Raw genomic sequence first — 9,016 nt, 5'->3', positions numbered from 1 at the left:
ATAGTAATATGAACCATAGTTCTTATCATAAACCCACTCACCTTTGGCCATCTTACCATTTGATTTAAGGTAGTAATTACCCACCCAAGTATTACGAGCGTAGCTACCTTCTGATGTTAGATAGTAATATGAACCATAGTTCTTATCATAAATCCATTCACCTTTAGCCATCTTACCATTTGACTTCAAATAATAATTGCCTGACCAAGTGTTACGAGCGTAGCTACCTTCTGATGTTAGATAGTAGTATGAGCCGTAGCTCTTATCATAAACCCACTCACCTTTAGCCATGTATCCGCCTGATTTGAGATAATAGTTACCTACCCAAGCGTTTTGAACATAATTTCCTGATGCATCTAGATAGAAGTATGAATTATATTTTTTATCAAAAATCCACTTACTAGTGACTTTTTTACCATTTTGATAATAGGATGAACCTACCCAACCAGACTGAACTGTAGGTTTTGGTGTTGGCTTTTCATCCTTTTTTGGTGTTGCAGTAGTTGATTTTTTATCAGTCAGCTTCTTAATGGCCTCTTTAAACTCTTCTACTGTTCCTTTCCACTCTATGTAATTGGCACCCGACTTATTCTCATTAGCTATATAGTTACGATCGGATTCTTGGAAATAAGATAATTCTGGAGTAGTTTTTGTAGCCCCAATAATAGGAATATTAACAGTTCCCTTCCATCTATTAAATATTTCTGCATCATTCGGAAGAATAATATAATATTTTGCAGTTGGGGTAAGAGTTTGTGTGTCAGCCTGCACCGTTTGCGCTGAAAAAGGTAGAACTCCTGTTGTGTCAATTGTTGACAATACTCCAACTGTTGAAAATGCCAAAGCACATACTAATAATCTTTTTTTATTCATCTGATATTACCTATTATCCTATTTTTTAATTTCTTATTTAACCCATTTACCTGAACCATCTACACGATAACCATCCGGTGTACGTTCATTCACAGCCATTTTACCGTTTGATTTAAGATAGTAATTGCCTACCCAAGTGTTACGAGCGTAACTGCCTTCTGATGTCAAGTAGTAATATGATTTGTAGTTACTATCATATATCCACTCACCTTTAGCCATCTTACCATCTGATTTGAGATAATAATTACCTGACCAAGTATTACGAGCGTAACTGCCTTCTGATGTCAAGTAGTAGTATGATTTGTAGCTACTATCGTAGACCCACTCACCTTTAGCCATCTTACCATTTGATTTAAGGTAGTAAGCTCCTTGCCATGCATTTTTTGCATAAGAACCATCTGATTTCAAATAATACCAAGCTTGATAGGAAGTATCATAAATCCATTCGCTCTGTGCCATTTGACCATCCGCTTTCAGATAATAGCTTCCCTGCCAAGCATTTTTCACTGGATTTCCATTTCCATCAAAGTAATACCATGCACCATCCTGCTTAACCCAGCCACTTGTTGTTGCTGAATTTGTATTGTTTTGAGCCGCAGTTGATTGTTTTGCTTTGAAAGCACCTTTTGGGGCATTTTTTAATTCACACGCCACACCATCATGATCACGGTCTAACTTAGCAGAATAACCAGGTTCTCCCTCATGAATATCTGAGTATCCATTCGCCCACGCCTCTTTACAACTAGAAAAATGAATGTTTTCTTCTGCTAACACAGGTTGTGAAAATAAGGCTAAAACTGGCAAGGTTGCCAGACTCATTTTTAAAAATAGACGTTTGCTCATTTCTTTCTCCCATAATTATGATATCGTTTTCAATATTATTTTATCAAACTTATTTCAGCAATTCAAGAAAACTTCTAGTTATTGCTACAAACTCTTTTGGTTTAGCTCTATTCAAGACATGAGGACCGTCAGGGATAATCTGGAATTGGGAATTTGGCATCAGTTCTTGAATAGCTTTCATTGAACTGAGATTAGGCTTATCTTGACTACCACAAATTAACAAAGTTGGATAGGGACAATTCTTTGCAATCTCTCTTAAATCAAGTGTTTTTAATTCCTCAGAAACTCCAACCAAAAGCGATTTATCTGCTCCCTGTTTCTCAAATGTCCTTTTGGGGAGTAGTTTAAATATCAGCAACTGAATGTAAAAAGGGATATTGCCAGCTAGTTTCAATGGACAGCCTGACAAAACCAAGGCCTGAAGATTTGGCAAATCGTAACTTGACAGCTCTAATGCAAGTGCAGCTCCTAAGGACAAACCGATTAGGACAAAAGGTTCTGTCTCCTCTGACAAGTGCTGATAAATGCGCTCCTTAGCTTCTTGATAGGTAGCAACTCCGGAAGGAAATAACTCTAGGGCTTCAGAAGGATAATCTACAAGCAACTCTTGCACTTCTTTCCAACTATCTGCTGACTGACCTAGGCCATGTAAAAATATTAATTTCATTTAGTTCTCCCTTACTAACAACTCATACAAGCCCCTCACCGCGTTACAGCCATAGATAGCTTCTGCTCCCTTCAAATCTTCTATGGTCAAGACTTTCTCTTCTACCTCTCCTGTTTCCAGCAAATGCTGACGATAAATTCCTGGCAAGATTCCAAGTCGGATAGGCGGTGTGTAGAGTTTCTCATCGATTTTCAGAACCAAATTTCCAATAGAGGTTTCAAGAAGTTCTCCAGACTTATTGTGGTAAATGATCTCTTGCTCCCCTAGGTTCAAATGCGGTCGGTGAGTCGTTTTGAAGTAGGTAAAAGCTTGTTGCAAATTGGCTTCCTGAAGGCAGAGTTGGGCCTGACAAAAGCTTGTACTAAGGGGGGTTAATACTCGGCGTTCGACTTCTATCTCTCCAGACTTACTGAGAGAAATACGTAAGCGATAATCATGATTATCATCACAAGCTTGACACTCTTCCTCTATCTTTTGTCTCAAAATTTCTGAATCAAATGGAAAGGCAAAATACCGACTAGCTTTTCTCAGTCTTTCCAGATGTTGTTCTTCAAACATCAGTTGTTTTTGGCTGATTTTTCCAGTTGTAATTAATTGGAAGCGAGCTTGTTTACGATAGAGAACTGCTGCCTTTTGATGAACCTCGCGGTATTCAGATTCCCATGTGCTATCCCATGTAATGCCTCCGCCTACTCCATAGATAGCTTGCCCCTTGTAGAGTTGAATGGTCCGAATAGCAACATTAAAAATCCGTCGTCCATTTGGAAGCAGGAGACCAATCGTTCCGCAGTAGACTCCACGCGGTTGTGGCTCCAAGTCCTTTATAATCTCCATAGTCGCAATTTTCGGTGCTCCCGTTATGGAACCGCAAGGAAAAAGAGAACGGAAGATTTCAACAAGGTCAATTTCCTCTCGCAACCGACTCTTGACAGTCGAAGTCATCTGCCAAACAGTCGAATACTGCTCCACTTGACACAAACGCTCCACGTGCTCACTCCCCACTTCAGAAATACGATTCATATCATTGCGCAAGAGGTCCACAATCATCATATTTTCAGAGCGATTTTTGGGATCCTGCTCCAACCAGCTAGCCTGTTCTAAATCTTCTTTGTCAGTCACTCCCCGCTGAGTCGTTCCCTTCATTGGTCGTGTTGTCAACTCGCGGTCATTTTGCTCAAAAAAGAGCTCTGGGCTCATGGAAATCACTGCCATCTCGTCATGTTCAACATAAGCATTGTAGCCCGCCTCCTGCTCTACTACCATACGATTGTAGATGGCAAAAGGATTGGCACTTAAGTCTTGCTTGAGTTGGACGGTGTAGTTGACCTGGTAGGTGTCCCCCTGCCGCAAATGATGATGAATCTGGGCAATCGCCTTTTCATAGTCTGCTGCAGATGTTACTTCCTGCCAATCAGAAGGCAAATCAACTTCATCATAAATCAGAGGAATAGGGGATGTTTCTACCCTATCATGAACTGTAAAATATAGCAGGTACTCTGCCAGTAAAGGCGCTTTATGAACTGCTAATTTCTCCTCAAAAGCAGGTGCAGCCTCGTAACTGACATAGCCCACTACATAATAGCCTTGCTCTTGGTAACTTTCCACTTGTGCCAGCAAATCTGCCACTTCTGCTAAATCCCTCGTTTTTAACTCTTTAATCGGCTGGGTAAAGGTGTATCTCTCCCCCAAAGCCCTAAAATCAATCACTGTTTTTCTATGCATACCTTAAGTATAGCACAAAAAGGCAGATCCAGACAAAGCTGATCTACCTTTTTATTATTTTCTTACTATTGATTATGCTTTAGTGAATAAATCACCAGCAAATCCATCTGATTTCTGCAAGAGTTGTTTGTAAACCTTCCATTTAAGATCTACAGTATTCTTGAAATCATTACCTTGAAGGTCTTTTTCGACCGCTGCATCAAATAAGGTCTGAAGTTGTGCGTAAGTTGAAATCTTTTGACCATCGATTTCAATTTCAACAAAACCTCTTTGGGCTTTTTCGTGTACTTCATGATACCATGCTTTCTTCCATGCTTCTAAACTTTGGAATTTGCCGTTAGAAACTTTATTAATAATAAAGTCATCACCAAGACCTACATTACCAGCAGCTTTAGATTCTTGTTTGTATTTGTTTGATGCATAACCTAAGAATCCGTCTAGATAACCGAAGTATCCCCACATACGGAAGGTATTATGTTTGAATGAGATTGAACCAACCGCACTCTTACTTGTATTACCACCATAAATACCTGTCATCATATTTACTACAGTATAAGCAGAATCAAATCCTTCAGTACGGTAATAACCATTTCCTGGCAATCCATGTTTCGTTGCAAAGTTTCCATCAACCAGTTGATCAATACTTGTCAGCTTCGTATTCTTTTCGTCATCATTCAAATCACGAACTAAATCCCATTGGTGTGGTTCACCAACTAAGCCATTGCGATCCGCTTTTTCACGATATTTCTTATCGATCTTCTTGAACCACTTATCATTTGTTCCAGTATTTTTCTTGATGACAGACTCAGCTTCTAAGTAATCAAGCATCATCATGGATTCATTGTAATTCTTCATGTAGTGATCGATTTTCTCACGACTACTTAACACATTTGGATTATAGTTGTAAATTTGATTTCCATCATTTTGACGTTCGTAAGCCATGTTTAATCCTAAGGCACCATATTCACCATTTGGATTTGAAACTGATGGTGATTGCAACATACCTTGAGCAAAGGCTTCAACGTCTGTTCCTTCACGGTGACGCCATGTTCCTAAGTAGGCCATACGGTCATTGATGTGAGTTGTTTCGTGAGTGAATGCAGATGTACCAAAATCACTAATCATGCTAGAGATGATGTAATATACGGCCTCTTGTGGTTGTGGATTTTGGAAGATATAAGCGTATGCACCCATTCCATTGTATCCGTGCCACTTATCAGTCGGACCATAGAATTCACGAATTGGAGCAAAATCGCCTTTCTTCGTATGTCCCATACGGTCAACCCATCCCAAACCTGGTACATCATGGTTATCCCAAATTGCAGATGGTACCATATTTTCACTCTTAAGAAGATTATTTCGTACATTATCAGCAGCAAGTCTTGACCAGAAGTCTAAATAATTGATTTGTTCTTGCGCACGTAAATCAACCTGCTTCTTGAACGCTTCACGTTCTTCTGCTGTGTTCTTACCATATTTCTCAAATGAACTAAAGGCAATGGTATTATAGGTCGTAATTAAGATCATATGCGCTTTCTTCAAATTCAGAAGTGGTAAAATATAACGTCCGTGATGCCCATTATTAATTACTTCATATAATTTATGTTTCTTATTAGCGAAATCTGGATTTGATGATTGTTTCTCAACAACATAAGCGTTATCTGCAATGTTATTCTTGAACCAAGTATTCATATCTGTTTCACTAGTGAATAATTCCATGTTGTACTTCAGGAATTCGTGTAAGTTAGCTTTACCAGTAGCACTTGCAAGAGCTCTGTTAAATGCATCATGTGATTGATCACCTTTTAGGTTGTTACCATTTGAAGCGAAGCTGATTAATCTATCAAGTACGTTAACGTTCTTACCGTAGAAATCCGGTTTGAAGGTCATCATATTTTTGATATTTAATCCGTCAAATTTAATTCCATAGTATTGGTTTAAATAAGCCAGAGCTAACATGATTTTAGCTTTGTTATCTTCAACTTTTTTAATCAATGCACGTTTAGCTGCTTCGTCCGTATTTAATTGATGGTCTTCATTTTCAACTAAAGCTTTAACTAAAGCATCAAGATTATCTTTTACTTCTTTGAAGCTTTCTTCCATGTATAACATCTTAGGATTGTTATTAATCTTACGAACTTCATCTGAATCAAGTTCAACAGAAGCTAATTTAGCTTTGATATCGCTGATCAATTGTGTCCTATCTTTAACAACCATATTTGGTGTATAGACAATATCACCTAATCCTTCAATACTATATTCACGAACTTGTTGAACCTTAGATTCTTTTTGTGTAATAGCCTTAATTTCTTTCGTCTTATCAGCGTAATGAATCATAATGTGATCAGCATCTGATAAGTCGGTCACAAATTGTCCATCTTTCATACCTGTAACAGATAAAACTTCCGTATTTAGTAATTTAGAATCTTCAGGAATCTTATTACCTTGATTTACAATCCATTCTTTGTTGTAGAACGGTTGAAGCTTTTCAATATTACGGTAAGCAAGCTCACGAGATACATCATAATCTTGAGTATCTTTATAAGTATCTGTTTTTGGTTTTACGTTATTAAGTGCATCTTCAACAAGAGGTTTAATTTCAAACTTATCAGCTGTAATTCCGAATGATTCTATTTTTTTATTTGCATCTTCTAGGCTGATTTCTTGGATTCGATTACTACGAGAACCGTTAAATGAGTGAGAACCTTCACTCACATCTTTAACAACGTAGTTTCTTTCAATCCAGTTTTTTGTGTAATATCCACCTTCTGCTTCTAAATCTCTAGAACCGTAGAATTCTTCACCGTTTTTGACTTTCATCATTGAAACTGTGTCAGCAACACGCCCCCATGTCCAGTTTTTACTAATGAAACCACCTACCTCAACAGGGTTCTTCACATCAATAGTTCCTTTAGTAACAGCGTTACGAACAGAAGCGTATTTATCAATACCATTAGGATCAGAACCGTTATCGGTTCTAGCGACAAGTCCACCAACACGTGCTCTATCTGCAACAATATCAGCATCTACGTATGCATGTTTAATATTACCACGCCAAAGTTCTCCGGCGATACCACCAAGATCCCAACCTTTATTACCGACACCTGTTAGTTTACCGATGAAAGCAACATTTTTAAGAAGTCCACCAGTATCTCCTTTATTTACGATACCAGCAATACCATCTTTACCAAGGATACTACCAGTTACCTTAACATTTTCAACTGTGGCATTTTTAATTACTCTTGATAGTGCGGAAATATTTTCAATCCAAGGCATATTGATATTAACATTACCTAAGTTAATGTTTTTAACTGTACCGCCTTCAACGTTATCGAATAACTGACGAGCCATATTATGAATGGTATATTGTTTACCGTCAACACTTGTTAAAGTTCCGCTAAATTTACCAGGTACATATTGTTTATTCGGAGTTGGTACATTTGCTGCATTCAAATCTGCACCAAGTTTAAAGGTACCACTTGGATTAGCTTTCATAGCCGTTACTAGGTCGTTAAAGCTATAATATACATCACCATCGTGTGCTTTTTGTTTTTCAAAGTAATGGACATACTCTTCGCTAAGTGTGTTGTCAGCATTCCGTTGAATCAAATCAGGTGCTTTGGCAGTGACTTTGTATAAAGTTTTTCCGTCTTTTTCTACTTCTTCAATCTTGTCAACAGCAAGTCTTGTTATTTTGTTATCATGAGTGGTCACTCGTAAATAAAGCGGAGCAACATCAGCTGGTTTTTCTGTCAGCAAACTAGTATCTGTTTCATTACCGTCAGCATCCACACTCATCAAGCTTGTTTCTTTGATGTTTTTGATTTCAACTTTTTTGAGGTCAATTCTTAGAGGTTCTTCTTTCAGAACTTCTTCCTCATCACCCTCACCACGGTCATAAACCATCTTCGTTTCAAGTTTATAATCTTTATAGTACTGTAGTTCTGTCACAGAAGCTGTTAGATCTTCTGGTGAAACATTCAAGGTCTTCACAATCTCATCACCTTTTTTCAGAGTTAGAGTGATAGATTTAATGGCTGCTTTACTTGGATTTTCCAAATTATAACGAATTTGAGATGATCGTTTCAAATCATTAACATCAACAAGTGACAAACTTAAGATTGGTTTTTCAAAGTTTTTAGTTCCTAATTTGACGATACGATCTTGGTCTAACTCCAGAACCTGTTCCACAATTTTAGGTGCTTCTTCAGTTTTTAAACCTTTGAGAGTTTTGTAAGTCTTGGTAACTTTTTTCTGCCCATCTTTTCCTTCTTGGACAGTAACTCTTTCACCCTTTTTCAGTTGGTCATCTTCTTTAAGAACTTCCTTAAATGGAATCTTTTCAAGACTTTCTTCCACCAGAGTTCCTTCAATTGGTTTTGTCCCACGGCTTATTTTTTTAGTGACTGGTTCTTTGACAACAGTAGTTGTTGTATTTAAAACTTGGTCAGTCTCAACACCTTCGAGAGTCTTATAAGTCGTTTTGGTAATTTTACTGCCCTTTTCTCCATCTTGAACTACAGTTTCTTCATCCGTATATTTGGTTGGATCCTCGATAATTTCTGTCTTATAGTCAATCTCAGTAGTAGTTTCTTTCGTAACCGCTCCCTCAGTTACTTTGTACTCAGGTAACTGTTCTTGTATAAGGGCTTGACCTGCTTTACCTTCCTCTTGTGTACCTTTTACTTCTACTTGGGCTTCTGGTAATTTTGGCTGTGTCAGAGCTTGACCTGCTTTACCTTCTTCTTGAGTGCCCTTCGTTTCAACTGGAGCCTCTGGCAATTCGGGTTGTGTTAGAGATTGTCCTTCTTTGCCTGCCTCTTGGGTTCCTTTTGCTTCAACTGGAGCCTCTGGTAGTTCTGGTTGTGTTAGAGCTTGACCTTCTTTGCCTGCCTCTTGGGTTCCTTTTGC

4 protein-coding genes and 1 pseudogene are annotated in these 9,016 nt (G+C 38.2%); all 5 read right to left on the bottom strand.

Annotation, left to right across the window (positions count from 1 at the left end; translation table 11 throughout):
* Positions 1–819, bottom strand: a pseudogene (locus HMPREF2701_RS03795) (N-acetylmuramoyl-L-alanine amidase family protein); the annotation flags it as partial.
* 87 nt (positions 820–906) lie between these two features.
* Positions 907–1,716 (bottom strand): N-acetylmuramoyl-L-alanine amidase family protein, encoded by an 810-nt coding sequence (locus tag HMPREF2701_RS03790; RefSeq protein ID WP_080975959.1) that lies wholly within the window; start codon positions 1,714–1,716, stop codon positions 907–909.
* 49 nt (positions 1,717–1,765) lie between these two features.
* Positions 1,766–2,383 carry an alpha/beta fold hydrolase gene (locus HMPREF2701_RS03785; protein ID WP_061590304.1) on the bottom strand — a complete coding sequence of 206 codons (618 nt, stop codon included), beginning with the start codon at positions 2,381–2,383 and terminating at the stop codon, positions 1,766–1,768.
* Complete coding sequence (pabB, locus tag HMPREF2701_RS03780) at positions 2,384–4,105, bottom strand: aminodeoxychorismate synthase component I (RefSeq protein ID WP_061590305.1); 1,722 nt, start codon at positions 4,103–4,105, stop codon at positions 2,384–2,386.
* 72 nt (positions 4,106–4,177) lie between these two features.
* Positions 4,178–9,016 (bottom strand): ZmpA/ZmpB/ZmpC family metallo-endopeptidase (locus HMPREF2701_RS03775; protein WP_070482148.1); only part of this gene is annotated, 4,839 nt, incomplete at its 5' end.

The organism is Streptococcus sp. HMSC077D04, from assembly GCF_001808785.1.
Lineage (GTDB): Bacteria > Bacillota > Bacilli > Lactobacillales > Streptococcaceae > Streptococcus > Streptococcus mitis_BX.
This window is presented reverse-complemented; position numbering and strand designations above follow the sequence as displayed.